Annotated in this window: 16 protein-coding genes; 5 read left to right on the top strand and 11 right to left on the bottom strand. The window is 67.9% G+C overall.

Annotated features, from left to right (window positions below; genetic code table 11):
* Nucleotides 1-10: 10 nt before the first annotated feature.
* The 5 genes from V4U86_RS24785 to V4U86_RS24765 are packed head-to-tail and all read right to left on the bottom strand — an operon-like array spanning nucleotide 11 to nucleotide 6,903.
* A complete protein-coding gene (locus V4U86_RS24785; protein ID WP_395308499.1) occupies nucleotides 11-3,349 on the bottom strand; it encodes an ATP-binding protein in 3,339 nt (1,112 codons plus the stop codon).
* Nucleotides 3,346-4,020, bottom strand: coding sequence for a DUF4194 domain-containing protein (locus V4U86_RS24780; RefSeq protein ID WP_395308498.1), 675 nt, complete (start codon nucleotides 4,018-4,020; stop codon nucleotides 3,346-3,348). The genes V4U86_RS24785 and V4U86_RS24780 overlap by 4 nt, the downstream gene beginning before the upstream one ends.
* Nucleotides 4,017-5,417 carry a DUF3375 domain-containing protein gene (locus tag V4U86_RS24775; RefSeq protein ID WP_395308497.1) on the bottom strand — a complete coding sequence of 467 codons (1,401 nt, stop codon included), beginning with the start codon at nucleotides 5,415-5,417 and terminating at the stop codon, nucleotides 4,017-4,019. Before V4U86_RS24775 ends, V4U86_RS24780 begins: the two co-directional genes overlap by 4 nt.
* Nucleotides 5,410-6,306, bottom strand: a complete 897-nt coding sequence (locus V4U86_RS24770; protein WP_395308496.1) for an N-acetylglutamate synthase, CG3035 family — start codon at nucleotides 6,304-6,306, stop codon at nucleotides 5,410-5,412. The genes V4U86_RS24775 and V4U86_RS24770 overlap by 8 nt, the downstream gene beginning before the upstream one ends.
* Nucleotides 6,307-6,309: 3 nt before the next feature.
* On the bottom strand, nucleotides 6,310-6,903 hold the full coding sequence (locus V4U86_RS24765) for a peptide deformylase (RefSeq protein ID WP_395308495.1): 594 nt from the start codon (nucleotides 6,901-6,903) through the stop codon (nucleotides 6,310-6,312).
* Between the two features lie 126 nt (nucleotides 6,904-7,029).
* Here V4U86_RS24765 and V4U86_RS24760 point away from each other — a divergent pair, with 126 nt between their 5' ends.
* From V4U86_RS24760 to V4U86_RS24740, 5 genes are read left to right on the top strand one after another with little or no spacing between them, the layout of a single operon-like run.
* Complete coding sequence (locus V4U86_RS24760; RefSeq protein WP_019513723.1) at nucleotides 7,030-7,338, top strand: DUF3263 domain-containing protein; 309 nt, start codon at nucleotides 7,030-7,032, stop codon at nucleotides 7,336-7,338.
* An 18-nt stretch (nucleotides 7,339-7,356) separates the two neighbouring features.
* Nucleotides 7,357-7,824, top strand: a complete 468-nt coding sequence (locus V4U86_RS24755; RefSeq protein WP_395308494.1) for a LytR C-terminal domain-containing protein — start codon at nucleotides 7,357-7,359, stop codon at nucleotides 7,822-7,824.
* 10 nt (nucleotides 7,825-7,834) lie between these two features.
* Nucleotides 7,835-8,509 carry a superoxide dismutase[Cu-Zn] gene (sodC, locus tag V4U86_RS24750; protein ID WP_395308493.1) on the top strand — a complete coding sequence of 225 codons (675 nt, stop codon included), beginning with the start codon at nucleotides 7,835-7,837 and terminating at the stop codon, nucleotides 8,507-8,509.
* Nucleotides 8,466-9,623 carry a glutamate--cysteine ligase gene (locus V4U86_RS24745; protein WP_395312204.1) on the top strand — a complete coding sequence of 386 codons (1,158 nt, stop codon included), beginning with the start codon at nucleotides 8,466-8,468 and terminating at the stop codon, nucleotides 9,621-9,623. The genes sodC and V4U86_RS24745 overlap by 44 nt, the downstream gene beginning before the upstream one ends.
* A complete protein-coding gene (locus V4U86_RS24740; protein ID WP_395308492.1) occupies nucleotides 9,623-10,252 on the top strand; it encodes an LON peptidase substrate-binding domain-containing protein in 630 nt (209 codons plus the stop codon). Before V4U86_RS24745 ends, V4U86_RS24740 begins: the two co-directional genes overlap by 1 nt.
* Here V4U86_RS24740 and mnhG read toward each other — a convergent pair whose 3' ends face one another.
* The 6 genes from mnhG to V4U86_RS24710 are packed head-to-tail and all read right to left on the bottom strand — an operon-like array spanning nucleotide 10,253 to nucleotide 16,334.
* Entirely contained in the window at nucleotides 10,253-10,594 is a 342-nt protein-coding gene (gene mnhG, locus V4U86_RS24735) for a monovalent cation/H(+) antiporter subunit G (protein ID WP_395308491.1), read from the bottom strand.
* Nucleotides 10,591-10,887, bottom strand: coding sequence for a monovalent cation/H+ antiporter complex subunit F (locus tag V4U86_RS24730; protein WP_395308490.1), 297 nt, complete (start codon nucleotides 10,885-10,887; stop codon nucleotides 10,591-10,593). Before V4U86_RS24730 ends, mnhG begins: the two co-directional genes overlap by 4 nt.
* A complete protein-coding gene (locus V4U86_RS24725; RefSeq protein WP_395308489.1) occupies nucleotides 10,887-11,420 on the bottom strand; it encodes a Na+/H+ antiporter subunit E in 534 nt (177 codons plus the stop codon). The genes V4U86_RS24730 and V4U86_RS24725 overlap by 1 nt, the downstream gene beginning before the upstream one ends.
* Entirely contained in the window at nucleotides 11,417-13,009 is a 1,593-nt protein-coding gene (locus V4U86_RS24720; RefSeq protein WP_395308488.1) for a Na+/H+ antiporter subunit D, read from the bottom strand. The genes V4U86_RS24725 and V4U86_RS24720 overlap by 4 nt, the downstream gene beginning before the upstream one ends.
* Nucleotides 13,009-13,473, bottom strand: coding sequence for a Na(+)/H(+) antiporter subunit C (locus tag V4U86_RS24715; RefSeq protein ID WP_395308487.1), 465 nt, complete (start codon nucleotides 13,471-13,473; stop codon nucleotides 13,009-13,011). The genes V4U86_RS24720 and V4U86_RS24715 overlap by 1 nt, the downstream gene beginning before the upstream one ends.
* Nucleotides 13,470-16,334, bottom strand: coding sequence for a Na+/H+ antiporter subunit A (locus tag V4U86_RS24710; RefSeq protein ID WP_395308486.1), 2,865 nt, complete (start codon nucleotides 16,332-16,334; stop codon nucleotides 13,470-13,472). The genes V4U86_RS24715 and V4U86_RS24710 overlap by 4 nt, the downstream gene beginning before the upstream one ends.
* Nucleotides 16,335-16,376 lie beyond the last annotated feature (42 nt).

Below are 16,376 nucleotides of genomic sequence, written 5' to 3'. Positions count from 1 at the left end.
TTTCTCCTCGCTAGACAGGTTCGGGGACCTTGAGGTCCCGCTTCAGCGCGGTGAAGTCGCTGATGGTCTTGGTGGTCACCGACGCGACCGGTCGCGCGTTGCGCCCGGTGGCCTCGGTCTTGGACACCATCACGACCCCGTCGATATAGGGCTGGATGGTGGTGGCGTTCTGCACGGTGGCCACGATGACGAGCTGGAAGCCGAACTTGCGGAACGCCTGCAGGGCCTGTGAGGCGAACTGCGGATCGGACTTCGAGAAGGCCTCGTCGAGCATGAGCTGCGCGAAAACGGGTTTGTTGTCCCCACTCTCGGGGTTGGCCAGGTTGAAGCTCAGCGCGCCCGCCAGGCAGAACGCCATCAACTTCTCCTGCTCGCCACCGGAATTGTCGCCGGCATTGCTGTGCGTACGGATGAGTTCATCGCTGCGCACATCCCATTCGGCGCAGTCGAAGGTGAACCGGTTGCGGACGTCCAACGCATCGCGGGTCCACGCCCGGTCCTCGGGGGTGTTGCTGGCCAACCGATTACGCAGTCGCAGGATGTCGGCGTACTGCTCCAGGATCGCCTTCTTGTCACCCAGACCCACCTCGGCGATGCGCCGGGAGATGGACTTGACGATATCGGTGAGTTCGGACACCGCGGCCAGGCTGCGCGGCGTCGCCCGCAGCGTCAACCGGGTACCGCGGTTGAACTCCACCGCACCCAGACCGGTGTTGACCCGCTCGATCTGCTCGGCGATGCGGCGGGTCTCCTGTTCGGCGACGCGGTGCAGGGTCAGGATCGCGTCGGGGGCCTGCTCGGTGATGAGCCGCATCATCCGCTCGTAGGCATCAGGGAGTTCGCGTTCGTCGATGTGGCGGCAGACCGCGACATAGTCGTGCACCCGCTCGTCGAAGTCCTCGGAGTCGTTCGGGATGGCGTCGGGGAACGTCGTGTCGAAGGTCGCGATGATGCGGGCCAGCTCTTCGTAAGAGCGCCTGCGACTTTCGGTGAGCTGGTCGCGCTCGCGACGGACCGCGGCGAACAGCGCCTCCCGGTGCGGCTCCGGGTTGAGGAGTTCCAGGTGCACCGGGACCTCGGCGGAGTAGCGACGCAGCAGTTCGTTGGCGGCGTCGGACACCGACGGCGGTGCCAGGCGGTCCTGCAGATCCATCAGCCGGGTACGTCGACCGTCGAGGTCGTCACGCCGGGTCGCGATGGCGCCGCGCCGGGTCATCAGGGTCTGGATGTCGTTCCAGCATTCCTCGGCGCGCACGCTGAGCGCCTCCACATCGGGGTTGTCGGCCATCAGCAACTCGAACTGTTCCCGCAGCCGGTCGGCGTGCCCCTCGGCGGTCTCGGTGTCGATTTGGCTCCACTGCGGGAACTGCTCGCAGATGGCCTTGCACGCGGCGGCCTGATCGCGCCACTGCTGACGCTCGGCCGCGATATCGTCGGCGGCCTGGCGGGCCTGCTCGAAGGTGTGCTCGGCCTCGGCGAGTTCGGCGGTCAGCGCGTCCAACTTGGCGCCGATGTCACCCTGATAGATGTACTCGGAGGGTTTGAGCGGCCGGCGGTCGTCCTTGATCGCCAGCCGGTCGGAATCCTTGTACAGGCCGGTGTCGGTGACCGCACGCCGGAACCGGGGGAACAGGTCCGGGGTGTCCACGCAGATGTGATCGCCTGCGGCGCTGAGCACATCGAGCGCCTCGGGCGCGCACGGATGGTCGGGGCTGACCACGAACAGCTTGCCGGCCAGGGTGCTCGGCTCGGGCTCACGGTTCGGTGGATTCACCCGCACGTGGTGCAGGGCCAACCTGCCGCGCATGTTGTTCTCGTTGACGAAGCGCAGCACCTTGGCGTAGTGCTCGTCGGGCACCAGCAGCCGCAGACCCACCGAACGCAGCACTTTTTCCACCGCGCCCCGCCACCGGTTCTCCTCGGGACGCAGGTCCATCAGCTCGGCCACATACGGCAGCGTCGACGGGTCGACACCGACTGCGGTGCAGATGTGTTCGCGCATGGTGACCGCGAACTCCGGCAGCGCCGAACCGACGTGTTCGACACGTTTGAGTTCCTTGGCGGCATGGTCACGGGCGATGCGGGCGGCTTTCTGGGCGTATTCGGCGTCGGTGGACGCCTCCCGGCCACGGTCCAGCTTCACCGCCAGCCCGGCGGCCTGCTTGGACAGATCCTCACGCAGGTTCCAGAATTCGTCGGCGCTGTCGGGGACGGGTACGCCGTGGGCGGTGACCATCTCCTCGTAGGCCGCGCGGCGGCGGCCGATCTCCTCGGCCTGTGCCTCGGCGCCGGCCACCTGCGACTGCAGCGGGCCGACGTTGGTGCTGGCCCCGCTGATCTGCGCATTGAGCGAATCACCTTCGGCCTTGGCAAGATTGAGCTGGCGGGTCAGGTCGCCGTACTCGTTCTCCAGCTGGTCGATGATGCTGTCCAGGTTCTCGACCTCGGCCGGGCACTGCTGCAGCCGGGCGTGATCGGTGTAGGCGCGGACCATCTGCATGTCGACGAGGTCGATGATGCCGAGGTCCGAGGACTCCGAGGCGTAGCGCTGCTGGATGGCCTCGATATCGCCGAGGATCTTGCGCTTACGCTGCGCGACCGCCAGCAGTTCACGGGCCTCGACCAGGGGGTCGATCTGCTTGAGTGCCTCGGGCAGCCGGGCCAGGCTGTCGGGTTCGTCGAGCATGAAGTCGCGGACGAACTGCTCCAGGCCGCCGACGCTCTTGAGCGACTTGGCCTTTCCCAGCAGCTGCTGGGCGGCCTCGGAGGCGCGGATGCCGATCGACGCGTAGAGCTGGGCCAGGTACTGGGACTCCACCTTGGTGGAGAACCGCCAGCGGTCCTTGAACACCGCGGTGTCGAACCGTCCGGCCGCCCAGCGGTTGCATACCTCTTCGATGTCGAGGTCGCCGTCGCCGAGCACGAATCGACTCGACGAGTCCGAACGGGACTCTCCGGTCAGCCATTTCAGCACGAGGCCGGTGATCGACCGGCCGGTGTTGCTGGTGTAGGTGACCGCGACCGCCGACCAGGTGGTGCCGTCCCCGCGCAGGTACATCACCTGGCTGACACCGGCATCGCTGCGCTGACCCCAGGCCCCGCGCACGTATTTGTCCACGGTCCGTCGGCCGGCGCTCGACCCGGCCGCGGTGTTGTCGCCGGAGGCATTGAAGTTGCGCCGGTTGAAGGGCAGGAACCCGAGCGAGATGGCGTCCAGCAGTGAGGATTTACCGCTACCCGAGGCGCCGGCGATCAGCGATCCGCCGGCATTGATGGGCACCGAGTGATAACCGTCGAAGACACCCCAGTTGATCACCTGCAGCCGGGAGAGGTGGAACTGCTCACTCATTCCGAACCGCCCTTCAACAGCTGCTCGAACTGCTGCTGCAGTTCGGTGATCACCGAGGCCGTCATGATCGCGGTGATGACCGGGCTGACGGTGTAGCTGTCCTCGTCGTCACGGGTCTTGCGCAGGATGTCCAGACCGGCCAGGCGGGCGATCGCCGCGTCGATCCGCGCGGTGAAGGTGACGGTGTCGCGGTCGGTGTCGTTGAGCACCCCGGAGAACAGCCCGTGGATCTCGTCGCGGGTGATGAGGAAGCTGACATCCCCACCGGCGCGCATCATCTGGGCCAGGTGCAGCGCCAGGATGGAGTCGTAGGTGCCCAGCGGCTCACGCCGCAGCAGCTTGATGCCCTTGGCGGATTCGTACCGGGCCTGTTCCACGTAGGCGATGTCCACCCCCTCGGCGATGCGTAACTGCAGGTCGAGTTCGGAGAGCCGGACCGACAGTTCGGAGCGGTACTCGATGATCCAGCTGTACACGTCGCGGTCGGACTCGCTGCTGATGTAGCGACGGGTCAGCAGGTGCTGCAGGGCCCAGCAGGCCCGGTCGGGCATGGCACTGACATCGCCGTCGAAGCGCGGGCGGCGCGGCCGATTCGAGTGGCCCCCACCGGAACCGGTGCGGTCCACCTCCGGCAGCGAGGCGAAGTCGATATCGGAGTCCGGTGTGGTCACGACGCACCTTCCAGGATCGGCTCGGTGAACATCAGATGCGGAACCTCCATTTCGCGGTCATGGCCGTCCAGCGACTGGAACCGGACCGTGACAGGCGGTGCATCCGAGGTGTTCGGCTGCTTGAGCGCCCACGACCACAGCACGATCACGTGACCCAGATACGCCGCGTCCAGCATCGTCAACGCGTCCGGAAGCGACACCGGCAGAGACGAATTCAGCATCTGCGTCAGGGCGGGCGCGTCGACCTGCGTGGTCAGCGAGGAGAAGGTGGACAGATCCACCTCGCCCTGGGCCGGCTCGGCGGGCTTGGGTGCGGACAGGTCGTTGATCCGGAAGCTGAGCGCACCGACCGAACTGATGGCATGCCGGGCCAGCGGCACCTCGATGTCCAGACGCGAGTCGGTCAACGACTCCTTGAGCAGTGCCCGGGCGGCGCCGATGGCCTCGTTGAGCTGACGGGCCACCCCGCGGGTCTGCTCCAGAGTCCCGAACGCGGTGAACCGCTTGACCCGCTGGGCGCAGCGCTGCTGGATACGCTCCACCTCGTCGATCTGATGCCCGACCAGTTCGAAGAACCCGGCCATCACCTTGCGCAGTGCGGGATCGAGTTCGGGCAGGGTGGACGCGACGGTGGCGATATCGGCTTCGAACTCGGCGCGCTGATCGGGATCGTTGATCATCCGCAGGAACGCCCGATGCGAGTCGCGGCCCGCGGAGTCCCAGGCGGCCTGGTAGTCGGCGTACATCTGGCGCTGCCGGTCCCGGTACTCGACATTGGTGTCGATCGGGTCGTCCAGGGCTGCGGTGGCCTGCTCGATCATGGTGCCGTACAGGCCGATATCGGTGATCAGGCGTTCCATCTGCAGGGCGATGGCGCGGGCCTCGTCGTACATGGCGGTGACGTCGGGTTCGGGTCGCAAACCTGCGTCGAGTTCGTCGAGTTCGGCGTGTAGTGCCGCGATCTCGGCTTCGATGCCGGCCCGGATCCGGTCCGGGTCGTCCCCGACCCGGATGGCCACCTGCTTGAGGCGCGAGGCGATGCCGTTGATGGATCCACCGGTGGCGATGGTGTCGTTGCGGCGCATCCCGCGCACGAAGTCCAGGGCGCGGCGCGCGTCCTGGGTGAGGTAGCAGACATTGCGTTCCCCGCTGGCCACGCGGTGCAGCCAGCCCTGGCTGGCCCACGACTTGATCAGTGCCAGTCCGGACTGCTCACCGGTCTCGTGCAGAGCCTCCAGGTCGCGTTCCAGCCGGACCACCAGGTCCGTCTCACCGATCAGCCCGTCGAGAAGATGACGTTCCATCAGGGTCGCGTAGACCGCCAGGTTCGAGGTGGCCAGCAGTCGCAGTGCGCGCGAGCCCTGCACCTCACGGTTGGCCTCGAGTAACTCACGCATGGGGCACGAGGCTATCTGCGCGGACATAGCGGTGCCGGTGGTGCAGCCGGAAACCGGAGGACTCGTAGAGGGCGAGCGCGGGTCCGTTGTCGTCGAGGACCTGGACATAGGCGCGGGTCGCGCCCTGGTCGGCGCCCCAGGACCGCAGTGCCTCCCAGACCCCGCGGGCCAGCCCGGTGCGCCGCGCGGACCCGGCGACACGCACGCACGACACACCGAGCCAGCGGGTGCCGTCGGGCGCGGTGGTGACCGCGCCGCGCCCGACCGCCGCGACATCGCCCGTCGCCGGGTCGGGCAACGAGGCGAACGTCACGGTGCCGTCGATCACGGCGGTGAGGACGTCGACCGGGACGTCGCGTTCATAGATCCGCAGCCACTCGGGGGACGGCGTGGAGGTGAGGGTGGCGGCGCCCGGGCCGGTGGGGGCGAGGTCAAAGACCAGCACCCGGTTGGCCTTGATGCCGGGGGCTTTGATCGGCAACAACCGTTCCGGCAGGGCCAGCCAGGGCTCCAGGCCGCGCGCCGCGTACCAGTCGATGATCTGGGGCAGGGATTGCACCGAGGACGAGAACAGCAGCGGCGCGGCCGAATTCGCGCGACTGGTGTGACCGTGCGCGGCGCGCAGCAGCCAGCCGTCGCACCAGTGCTGCTGGGTGCCGGGCCAGGCCAGCGCGGCGGCGTGCTCGAGGGCGCGGATCTCGGAGTTGCGCACCGGGGTATGCGAGAGCTCACGCACCGACACCACGTCGGCGGGGTCGATCTCGACGACCTCGCCGGATTTGGTGCGCACCATCACCACGGGGTCGGTTGCCTCCAGATGCCCGACCACGTCGTTCAGACCGTCGGGTATCCGGTATCGCAGGGACACCCGCGCGCCCAGAGACGCCATGCTTCAGTGGCCGAAGGGGTCGGGATCCTCGCCGGGCAGCCAGCTCAGTCCGGGCACACCCCACTTGTTGGACTTGATCATCCGCTTCGCGGCGCGGGCGTGCCGGCCGATCAGGCTGTCGAGGTAGGTGAAGCCGTCCAGGTGCCGGGTCTCGTGCTGCAGCATCCGCGCGAACAGCCCGGTGCCCTCCAGCGTGATCGGGGTGCCGTCGGCGTCCAGGCCGGTGACCCGGGCCCACGATGCCCGACCGGTCGGGAAGGATTCACCGGGCACCGACAGGCAGCCCTCGTCATCGTCGTCGGGATCCGGCATCGTCTCGGGGACCTCGGAGGTCTCCAACACCGGGTTGACGACGACGCCGCGGCGGCGCGCGGTCTTGCCGCGGTCCTCGGCGCAGTCGTAGACGAAGACGCGCTCGGTGCGACCGATCTGGTTGGCCGCCAAGCCGACACCGTTGGCGGCATCCATGGTGTCGTACATGTCGGCGATCAATGCGGCCAGTTCGGCCGGCAGTGAACCGTCGGCGGCGACGGGCACCGGAGTGGTCGGGGTATGCAGGACCGGGTCTCCCACGATGCGGATTGGTACGACAGCCACGATTGGTCAGCTTAGTCAGCCGACGCGCGGGTAACGATCACGCCTCAATTCCCGGCGCCGTGATTGAATGAGCGCCGAACCACACAACTGTCATTTGCGAGTTATCGGAAGGGTCCAAACAGCGATATGGATGGCGCCATCGCGCGGACCGGCCAATCCGGGGACGACTCCGAACCCGCGGACGGGCTGACCCGCCGCGAACACGACATCCTGGCGTTCGAACGCCAGTGGTGGAAATACGCGGGGTCGAAAGAAGACGCCATCAAGGAGCTCTTCTCGATGTCGGCGACCCGGTACTACCAGGTGCTCAATGCACTGGTGGATCGACCAGAGGCCCTCGCCGCCGACCCGATGCTGGTCAAGAGGCTCCGCAGGGTCCGGGCGAGCCGGCAGAAGGCGAAGGCGGCCCGGCGGCTCGGCTTCGACATCACCTGAGCCGTTAGGCTTGCGCCGATGAACCAGCGAGACTCTTCCGGGCTGCCCTTGCGCGCCATGGTGATGGTGCTGCTCTTCCTCGGCGTGGTGTTCCTGCTGGTTGCACTCCAGTACATGGGCCCCGACGACGAAGGGGACAGTGACGCCACCGTGGTGAGCACCACCACCAGCAGCGCCACCTCCAGTGCCAAGGCGTCTCCGGAGCCGGAACAGCCGAAGGCCGAGGTGCGGGTGTTCAACATCTCCGAGGTCGCCGGCGCCGCCGAGACCGTGGCCAGCCGACTCCGCGACGCGGACTGGAACGTGACCGAGACCGGGAACCTGGTCCTGGAAGGCGTCCCGGTGACGACCGTCTACTTCGGTGAGGCGGAAGGTGAGCGGGAAGCCGCCGAAGAGGTGGGCAAGACGCTGGAGGCACCGGTCGAACCGCGACGACCCGAACTTGTGGAGCAACCACCGGGCGTCATCGTGGTGGTCACCGGCTAGGCTCTCGGGCATGCCGATCTCAGCCTCGATTCGCCTTCTCGCCGCCGCTGCACTCATCGTGCCGATCGCCAGCGCGTGTGCACCCAACGAGCCGGTCGCAACGGAGCCCGGAACCACCCCGCCGGTGTGGACCGGATCGCCCTCCCCGACGCCGACGGCCGGAGCGGATCACGGCGGCGGCCACGGCGCCGCGCCCTCCGGTGAGACCCTCACCGCAAATCTGGCATTGGTGGACGGCACCGAGGTGGCCACCGCCACCATCGAATTCACCGACGACTACGCGACGGTGACGGTCGAGACCACCGCGGCCGGTGAACTGACTCCTGGCTTCCACGGCCTGCACATCCACCAGGTCGGCACCTGTGAAGGCGATTTCACCAGCGCCGGTGGGCACTTCCAGACCGAAGGGCACACCGGGCATCCGTCCAGCGGTGACCTGAGCTCGCTGCAGGTTCGCAGCGACGGCTCGGCCAAGCTGGTCACGACGACGGACGCGTTCACGGCCGAGGATCTGCTCTCGGGCACCAAGACCGCCATCGTGATCCACGAGAAGGCCGACAACTTCGGCAACATTCCGGCCGAGAAGTACCAGCAGGTCAACGGCACCCCCGGTCCGGATCAGCAGACGCTGGCCACCGGTGATGCCGGCGGCCGGGTGGCCTGCGGTGTCTTCGCCGCGGAGTAACCGCGCGCGAATCGACTTTGCCGGGTCGCCCCGGCCGACCGTCGGTGTCGAGTGGGAGTTCGCTCTCGTCGATCCCGACACCCGCGACCTGAGCAACGAGGCCGCGGCAGTGATCGCCGAGATCGGCGAAACCCCGCACGTGCACAAGGAATTGCTGCGCAACACGGTCGAGGTCGTCACCGGGATCTGTGAGACGGTTCCGGAGGCGATGACCGACCTGCACGACACCCTGGTCCCGGTGCGCCGGATCGCCCGGGAACGCGGGATGGAACTGTTCTGCGCGGGCACCCATCCGTTCGCCCAATGGGAGATGCAGCAGCTCACCGAGGGCGCACGCTATGCCGAACTGATCAAGCGCACCCAGTGGTGGGGCCGGCAGATGCTGATCTGGGGTGTGCACGTGCACGTCGGCATCTCCTCGGCGCACAAGGTGATGCCCATCATCACCTCGCTGCTCAATCACTACCCGCATCTGCTCGCGCTGTCCGCGTCCTCGCCCTACTGGGACGGTGAGGACACCGGCTACGCGAGCAACCGGGCGATGATGTTCCAGCAGTTGCCGACCGCCGGTCTGCCCTTCCACTTCCAGAAGTGGTCGCACTTCGAACGGTTCGTGCACGACCAGAAGAAGACCGGAATCATCGATCACATGAACGAGATCCGGTGGGACATCAGGCCGTCACCGCATCTGGGGACCATCGAGGTACGGATCTTCGACGGGGTGTCCAACATCGCCGAACTCGGTGCGCTGGTGGCGCTCACGCACTGTCTGATCGTGGACCTGGATCGTCGCCTGGACGCCGGTGAGCAGCTGCCCACCATGCCGCCCTGGCATGTGCAGGAGAACAAGTGGCGCGCAGCGCGATACGGGTTGGACGCGGAGATCATCCTGGACGCGGACAGCAATGAGCGCCTGGTCACCGAGGACCTCGACGATCTGCTGACCCGGTTGCAGCCGGTGGCGGCATCGTTGGGATGCGCCGACGAGCTGGCGCGGGTGTCCGACATCTACCGACACGGTGCCTCATATCAGCGGCAGCGCCGGGTCGCCGAGGAGAACGACGGTGACCTGCGGGCCGTCGTCGACGCGTTGATCGGTGAACTGGTGCTCTGATGGCGGCGACCCCGATGTTTCCGCTCGAAGTGGCCATGCTGCCCGGCGAGGAACTGCCGCTGCGGATCTTCGAGCCGCGCTACACGGAGATGATCTCGCACTGCCTGGCCGGCGAACCGGAATTCGGGGTGGTGATGATCGAGGCCGGCCGCGAGGTCGGCGGCGGTGACCTCCGAAGCGATGTCGGGGTGCTGGCCCGCATCGTCGAACACGCCGATCTCGGTGGTGGGCGGTATCGGTTGCGCTGCATCCTCGGTGAGCGCATCAGGGTGACCGAATGGCTCGAGGACGCGCCCTATCCGCGGGCGCACACGGTGCCGTGGCCCGATGAGCACGGCCCCACGGTGGCCGGTGCGGACATCGCAGGCGTGGAGGACGTGGTGATGGCACTGTTCGAGCGGATCGCGCAGGCCCGCGACGCCACCCTGCCGCCGCGCGAGGAGTTGCTGGGCGGGCCCGAGCCGGGCCAGCAGGCCGGAGATCGGCTGTACGCGTTGGCCGCCCGGCTCCCGATCGGCCAGGCCGACCGGTATGCGGTGCTCGCCGCGCCGAGTGCGTGCGCGCGGCTGGAGGCTTTACGTGAGGCCGTCGAGACGGTCGCGGCGATGGTGGAGTTCCAGCTCGGCTGACTACTCGGGGTCGGGAAACGGGTTGTGCGCCAACTCGTCGGACACCACGCTCTCGCCGACGTTCTGTTCCCGGTAGGCCAGTTGGCCGACACGATTGGCGACCACCGGCGCGGTGATGAGGGTGAAGAACCCGGCCAGGATGATCATGCCCACGTCGGGATGGCCGCGCAGCCGTGTCGCCGCACCCGCCAGCACCAGCAACAGACCCAACACCTGCGGCTTGCTGGCCGCGTGCATGCGGGTCAACGTATCCGGGAACCGCACCACCCCGATGGCCGCGGTCAAGGCGAGCGCCGACCCGCCCAGCACCAGGACCGCGGTGATGATGTCGACAGCGGTCATCGGATTCTCCGATCGGTCACGTCCCGATCGGCCAGGTCGCGGTCCGGGACGCGGAAACGGGCCACGCTCACCGAACCCACGAAGCTGATCAACGCCAACGCGGTCAGGCTGTAGGTGACGGTGCTGTCCAGGCTGAACGCGGCCCAGGTCCCGACCCCGCACATCGACACGGCCACAAAGGCATCCAGGGCCACCAGCCGGTCCAGGGTGCTCGGCCCGGCCAGCAGCCGGTAGACCGTGATGGCGGCGGCAGCGGTCAGCATCACCGCCGCGGCGATCCACACCAGATGCATCAGGCGTCCTCCTTCTCGGCCGACGGTCGCCAGTCGGCGTCCCGCTCGAACGCCGCGACCATCAGCCGCTCCACCGTCTTCACCTGGCGGTAGAAGGATTTCACGCCCTTCTCGGAGCCGACGTCGAGCACGTGCACGTAGATGAGCCGCCGTTTCTGGTCGATCTCCAGCACCACCGAACCCGGGATCAGCGTGATGACCCCGACCGCCAGTGCCAACACCAGATCGGACTTGACGGCCAGGTGCGCGCGCAGCACCGCGGTGGCGGGCGGCGGCCCGGGCCGGATGGCCAGCCAGGCGACCTGGAAGGAGGACGCCACCAGTTTCACGGCGACGTAGAGCACCAGGCGCAGGAACGCCAGCGGCCGGAGCTTGCCCTCGACCGGCACCCGGGGCAGCGGCAGCAACAGGGTGATCACCAGCGCGACGACCAGCCCGCCGATGACGTTGGCGGCCGAGAAGGTGCCCCACAACAGCACCCACACCAGGGTGAGGAAGCACAGCGTCCAGATGCGTAGGCTGAATTTCCTCATGGCTGCAACACCGCCGAGACGTATTGGCTGCGGTCGAGAATCGCCTCGGCCGCCCGCTCACTGTAGGCGTAGATCGGTCCGGCGAACACGGTGAGCGCCAGGCCGACGGCGATCAGCGCGCCGGTGGGCAGCAGCATGCCGACCGGCATCCGCCCGACGTCGTCGCGGTCGGCGAAGGCGATGTCGTCATCGTCGTCGATCAACGCGGCCGGCACGGTGTTGGACAGATCGCCCTCGGGGGCGTCGGCACGGGCGCGCCAGAACGCCTTGGTCCACACCCGGGTGACCGCGTACAGGGTGAGCAGGCTGGTGACGACGCTGCCGGCCACCAGGATCCAGGCCAGCACCGAACCGTCCTGCGCGCCGGCCTCCACGAGGGCGACCTTGCCGATGAAGCCCGAGAACGGCGGTATGCCGCCGAGATTCAGTGCGGGGATGACGAATACGAAGGCCAGCAACGGGCTGGCCGCGGCCAGCCCACCGAGGCGTTGCAGGGTCGAGGCCCCGGCTTGGCGTTCGATGAGACCCACCACCAGGAACAGCGTGGTCTGTACGACGATGTGGTGCGCGACGTAGTAGACCGCACCGGACATCCCGAGGTGGTTACCCAGCGCGATACCGAAGACCATGTAGCCGATGTGGCTGACCAGGGTGAAGGACAGCAACCGTTTGATGTCGTTCTGGGCGATGGCGCCCAGGATGCCGATGATCATCGTCAGCAGGGCGGCCACCATCAGGACGTTGTCCAGTGCACCGCCGGGGAACAGCAGCGAGTGCGCCCGGATGATCGCGTACACGCCGACCTTGGTCAGCAGGCCGGCGAACACCGCGGTCACCGGGGCGGGCGCGGTGGGATAGGAGTCGGGCAGCCAGGCCGACAGCGGGAACACCGCGGCCTTGATGCCGAAGGCGACCAGCAGCACCGCGAACAGGGCGGTACGGGTGCCGTCGGGGACATCATCGAGGCGTAGCGCCACCTCGGCCATGTTCAGGGTGCCGGTGGTGGCGTACACCAGCGCGATACCGATCAGGAAGATCAGCGACGACACCATCGACACCATCACGTAGGCGATCCCGGCGCGGACCCGTTCGGCGCTGCCGCCGATGGTCAGCAGCACGAAGCTGGCGGCCAGCAGCACCTCGAAGCCGACGAACAGGTTGAACAAATCACCGGCGAGGAACGCGGTGCACACGCCCGCGGACAGGATCAGATAGGTGGGCTGGAAGATCGACACCGGTTGGCGTTCGTCGCCGTCGCTGATGCCCTGCCCGATGGCGTAGAACACCACCGCCAGCAGCACGATCGAGGACACCACCAGCATCAGTACCGAGAGCCGGTCGGCCACCAGGGTGATGCCCAGCGGTCCCATCCCGGGTTCGCTCTGACCCCAGCCACCCACCTGCACGGCCACCGTGCCGTCGCGGTCCACCAGGTACAGCAGGACCGAGCACACCGCCACCACCGCGGTCAGCGATGTCAGCGAGATCAGTTGCTGCAGACGTGGACTGCGGCCGGCGACCATGGTGATGGCCGCCGCGATGGTCGGGATGAGGACAGGCAGGGGCGTGAGGACTGTCGCAAGGCTCATCAGCGTGACCCCTCCGCACCCGGTAGCGCGTCGAGTTCGTCGGGTGCGTCGGTATCGCGGGCGGGCACCACGTCGGGGATGTCGCGGTCGACGGTTTCGTCGTCCACCCGCTCGGCCACCCGGGTGTCCTCGGGGTCGTTGCTGACTTCTTCGACGGTGGTCAGCTGGTAGGACCGGTACGCCAGCGCCAGCACGAAGGCGGCGATGCCCATGCTGATCACGATGGCGGTCAGGATCATGCCCTGGGCCAGCGGGTCGGCGTCGGTGGTCGAACCGTTGCTGGTGCGGCCGTAGATCGGGGGATTACCGGACGGGCCACCGACATTGAGGAGCAACAGGTTGACGGCATTGCCGATGAGCAACAGCCCCAACAGCATTCGGGTCAGGGTGCGTTCCAGCAGCAGGTAGACCCCGGTGCTGGTGAGCCCACCGATCAGGATGAGCGGGACGAGGTAAGCGGTCATCTGGCCATCTCCACATCGACGCGGGCACCCAGGCTGCGCAGGATGTCGAGAACAAGGCCGACCACGATCAGATACACACCGAGGTCGAAGAACAGGGCGGTGACCAGTTTGATGTCACCGAGCACCGGAATGTCCAGGTACAGCACCGCCGAGGACAGCACCGGCGCACCGAGCAGCAGTGAGGTCAACGCCGTTCCCGCGGACAGGCAGAGACCCGCTCCGAGGATCTTCCCGGCGTCCAGTGGCAGCGTCTCGCCGAGTTCGTAACGGCCGCCGGCCAGATAGCGCAGCACCAACGCCAGGCCCGCGGTCAGGCCCCCGGCGAACCCGCCGCCGGGGGTGTTGTGCCCGGCGAAGAACAGGTATGCCGAGAGCACCATGATGAGCGGGAAGATGATGCGGGTGGCCACCTCGAGCACCAGCGAGCGGTGCCGCGGGTCACGCAATTCGCTGCCGCGCAACCAGGTGACGTCGCCGGCGGCCGGGCTGTACGCGGCGACCGGGCCGATGTCGGGTTGGCCGACGCTGGCGGGCCGCGCCTGGGAGACTCGGGGGGCGGCGCCGAAACGCCTGTTGCGGAACACCATCGAGGCCACCCCGGTGGCGGCGACGACCAGTACCGAGATCTCGCCCATGGTGTCCCAGGCGCGGATGTCGACGAGCAGGACGTTGACGGCGTTGGCCCCGTGCCCGCGGTAATAGGCGGCGTCGGGCAGCAACTCGGCGATCGGTCTGCTGTCGCGGGCCGCCATCGCGAACACCGCCAGCCCGGTGACCGCCGCGCCGACCGCCAGGGACAACGCGGCCCGCGGCAGCCGGCTGCGGCTGATGTTGGACCGGTCGGCCTCGGCCGGCAGGGTACGCAGCACCAGCACGAAGATCACCAGCAGCAGCGTCTCCACCAGGAACTGGGTCAAAGCGAGGTCGGGAGCGCCGTGGAAGGCGAAGATGGCGCCGCAGCCGTAGCCGGTGACGCCGACCAGCAGCACCGCGGCCAACCGGTTGCGCATCACCGTGGCGCCCACCGCGGCGGCGAGGATGACCAGGCCGACGACCACCTGCAGCGGGGAATCCCAGAGCGCAAGTTCCGGGCGGTCCCGGGCGCCCAGCACCAGGGCGGCCACCGGCAGCAGCACCAGGGTGCACAGGATCACCGACTGCGTCGCGGGCAGCGACCCGCGCTGGGTCTGGGCCGTGGTGCGGACCGCCAGCACGTCCAGACCCCGCATCACCTCGTCGTAGATCCGGTCCGCGTTGCCCAGTGGGGTGAAGCCCCTTTTCCCGCGCGGCAACCGTTGCCGGCCGAAGAACACCACCGTGCCGACCGCCAGGATCAGCACCGAAAGCAGCAGCGGCGCGCCCACTCCATGCCACAGCGCGAGGTGATACTCGGCCCGGCCGGGGACGGTCTTGGCGTAACCGCCGAGCGCGGAATCCAGCGCCGCCGGGTACAGCCCGAAAACCAGTCCCGCGGCGGCCAGGATGGCCGGCGGCAGCAGGAAGTTCACCGGCGGGCGGTGCATCTCCTGCACCCGGACGCTGGGTTCGGTCTGACCCTTGCCGGAAAAGGCGCCCCACAGGAAGCGCAGGCTGTAAATGGTGGTGAAGACCGAGCCGATCGCGATGCCGGCCAGGACGAAGGGCGCGGCCGGCCCGAGTGCGGCACTGTGCAGCACGGTCTCCAGATCCGCCTCCTTGGCGACGAACCCGAAGAACGGGGGCAACGCCGCCATGCTGGCCGTCGCGCCCACTGAGATGACGAGCAGCGGTCGATGCGCCGTGCCCAGCCCGGCCAGCTTCCGGATGTCGCGGGTACCGGTGGCGTGGTCGATCACCCCGACGACCATGAACAACGCGGCCTTGAACATGGCGTGTGCGCAGAGCATGGCCAGCCCGGCCAGCATCATGTCCGGTCCGCCGGCCCCGACCATGATGGTGATCAGGCCGAGCTGACTGACGGTGCCGAAGGCCAGGATCAGCTTGAGGTCGTACTCGCGGACCGCGCGCCAGCCGGCCAGCAGCATGGTGAGCAGACCGAGACCGATCACCATCGGCCGCCACAGCGGGGTGTCGGCGAATCCGGGCGTCATCCGGGCCACCAGGTACACGCCCGCCTTCACCATGGCGGCGGCGTGCAGGTAGGCGCTGACCGGAGTCGGGGCGGCCATTGCCCCCGGCAACCAGAAGTGCAGCGGCACGATCGCCGACTTGGACAGGGCCCCGACCAGGATCAGCGCGATGCCGATCGTGGCGGCCAGACCGGTCGGCGGGGCGGCGATGAGTTCGGAGAGCAGGTAGGTGCCCGACAGGTTGCCCAGGATGATGATGCCGACCAGCATGGCCAGGCCGCCGAACGTCGTGACCAGCAGCGCCTGGGTAGCCGCCCGACGGCTGGTGGCGCGTTCGGCGTAGTGCCCGACCAGCAGGAACGACAGCACCGTGGTCGTTTCCCAGAAGATGTAGAGCAGCAGCATGTTGTCGCTGATCACCAGGCCGAACATGGCGCCGGAGAAGGCGACGAGTTCGGCGGCGAAGCTGGGCAGCCGCTTCTCGATCTTGCCCTCGTGGTGGTGGAAGTATTCGGCGCAGTAGAAGAGGACGAGCGCGCCGATGGCCAGGACCAGCACGCTCATGATCGCGGCCAGCGAATCGAAGCGCAGCGTGATGTCCATGGCGAGTTCCGGTACCCACGGGATGTGGACGGTCGGAACGTGCCCACCGGTAGGCCAGTTCATGCCCACCCAGATCAGTGATCCGAGCGGCACCAGTGCCAGGGGATAGAACGCCAGACGACCCCACCTGGCGACCAGGAGGGGCGCGATCGCGGTGGCAACCGCGTGCGCGATGAGAACGGTGAGCATGGCACTCCGATCGGATTGGGGTCGGGGTGTCAGCCACGAGGG

Source organism: Mycobacterium sp. AMU20-3851, from assembly GCF_043974665.1.
Lineage (GTDB): Bacteria > Actinomycetota > Actinomycetes > Mycobacteriales > Mycobacteriaceae > Mycobacterium.
Note: the sequence above shows the minus strand (reverse complement) of the source record. Positions and strands in the feature narration are given on the sequence as shown.